This window comes from Streptomyces sp. NPDC001002, assembly GCF_053599215.1.
Map to the genome: position 1 here is coordinate 1 of NZ_JBSFLV010000301.1, position 2275 is coordinate 2275.

Below are 2275 nucleotides of genomic sequence, written 5' to 3' on the forward strand. Positions count from 1 at the left end.
CTGATCCGCCGCCCCCGTTGATCTACACCGCCTCACTCACACTGTTTCCCTACCCGACGCTCTGCCGTTGGGGCCGCCACGCGTCCGAGGGCGCCCTCCTGGGGAGGGCGCCCTCGGCGTCGTCGCTGTCCGGCCGCGGCCGGGACCGTCAGATCTCCGAGACCAGGATGGACTCCACGGCGGTCTCGTAGTCCGCCGGCTTCACCAGCACACGGATCTGCTGGCGGCCCTGCGCCACCGTGATCAGACGCTTGCCGATCAGGGTCAGCTGGCCGGTCTCGAAGGCGCGGCCGCGGATCAGCGTCACCGCGGAGTTGAGCTCGCGCGCGTACTCCCGCAGGGTCGGGTCGCCGCGCCAGTCCGACAGCTCGCGCACCACGTCCGGGAGGCGGTAGACGACCTCCCAAGTGCCCTCCAGCGGACGCCGGTTGAGGGTCCAGTGCCCGTCCTCGGCGTCCAGCCGGTACGTGCAGCCGTACTGCTCCTGCTCCTCCCCCGCGGCCAGGCGCAGCGGCTCCAGGAAGGAGGGGCCGGCGAAGCCGACGTCGACGAGCCAGCGTTCCCCGCCGAAGCGGACGACGTGGAGCATGTGCTCCATCTCGGGCCCGAACTCGCCGTTCGCCATCCGGACCCCGGCGGCCATGACGGCCACGTCGAAGCCCAGCCGGGTGAGCAGGTTGCGGAAGAGACCGCTGAGTTCGTGGCAGACGCCGCCCCGGCCTCCGGTGATCACCGCGTCGAAGGTCTCGTCGACGTCGATGTCGACGTACTCCCAGATGTCCAGCCCCCGCCCGGCGTTGAGCGAGTTGTCGAACGGCACCTTCATCAGGTGCAGCTTGTGGAGCGTCCGCAGCAGCTCCGGGGTCGGCTCCAGAGGACCGGAGTACCCCAGCTTCTTCAGATAGGAATCTGTGTCGAACACCTGGAAAACCTCCATGCAGGGAACGGGAATCGAAGGAACGGACAATGCGGGAAAGGGAGTTCGGGGATCGGGAACGGCGGCCCGGGACGGCGGAACGCGGCCTCAGCCGGCCTTGGAGGCGTTCGGCCACAGGAACGACGGGAGGTCCTGGCGGCGCTGTATCTTCAGCTTCCGGTAGACCCGGGTGAGGTGCTGTTCCACCGTGCTCGGCGTGACGTACAGGCGGGCCGCGATCTCGCGGTTGGTGTAGCCCATGACGGCGAGCGAGGCGACCCGCATCTCGGAGCCGGTGAGTTCGCCTACCGACCCCTCATGCGCCGGCAGGGCCGGCTGCCGCTCCGCGTCCCCGTCGGTGGAGCCCGCGAGCAGCTCCTGCGTCAGCGGCCGCGCTCCGCAGGCCTTGGCCACGTGCAGGCTCTGCCGGAACAGCATCCGGGCCCGGCGCTGTTCGCCGACCTCGCCGTACAGCCGGCTCATGTCGCCGAGGACCCGGGCCTGTTCGAAGCGGTCGCCGGCGGACTCCAGCAACTCCAGTGCCTCGTTGAGCAGTTGCAGCCCGCGGCCGGGTGCGCAGGTGGCCGCGTACAGGCGCAGCGCGAGCCCGCGGGCCCGGCCGCCGCCCGTGCCGGAGCGGGAGAGCTGTTCGTGCACGAGCTGCTTGGCCCGGTCCGTGTTGCCGAGCCGTATGCAGGCCTCGGCGGCACCGGCCCGCCAGGGCAGCGGTCCCAGGCCCTGCACGCCCCACTGGCGTTGCAGTTCCCCGCAGGACAGGAAGTCCCCGAGGGCCGCCCGGTGGTGATGGGTGGCCAGGTGGTGGATGCCGCGGGCCTGCAGGAAGGGCAGCCCGTACCAGCTCTCGTACATCGCCGTCGGTACGGCCTGGGAGAGATGGCGCAGCGCGTCGTCGTAGCGGCCCATCCGGGTCGTGGCGACGACCAGGCTGGACAGCGGCAGCCCGATGGCCACCCCCCACGACTTGGCCGGCAGCAGGTCCAGCGCGGCGTCCCCCCGCTCGACGGCCGCGGCGAAGTCGCCCTGGCGTACGGCGATGGTGGCGCGGACCGCCAGGAAGACGGCCTGCCAGGTGGGCGTGGCGCGTTCGGCGGCGTCCAGGGTGAGGCGCTCGCACCACTCGGCGGCGCTGTCGGTGCGGTCGCCGTGGACCAGGGTGAGCAGGGCGAGCAGGGCCGCTTCCTCGGACCAGTACGCCGAGCGGCTCAGCCGCAGGTCCCACAGCACCTGCTCGGCGCGCTCCACCGCGACCTGCCGGTCCCGGGCCAGCTCGCCGGCGAGCGCGGCGGCCCGCTCCAGCCAGGGTTCGCTGCGCAGCGCCACCGTCGTGGCGCTGCGCAG

At 72.0% G+C, this 2275-nt stretch carries 2 protein-coding genes; both read right to left on the minus strand.

Annotation, left to right across the window (positions count from 1 at the left end; genetic code table 11):
- Positions 1–148: 148 nt before the first annotated feature.
- Positions 149–922 (minus strand): arylamine N-acetyltransferase family protein, encoded by a 774-nt coding sequence (locus ACWDR3_RS47640; RefSeq protein ID WP_450358928.1) that lies wholly within the window; start codon positions 920–922, stop codon positions 149–151.
- A 102-nt stretch (positions 923–1024) separates the two neighbouring features.
- A partial coding sequence (locus ACWDR3_RS47645; protein WP_450358929.1) for a helix-turn-helix transcriptional regulator occupies positions 1025–2275 on the minus strand: 1251 nt, incomplete at its 5' end.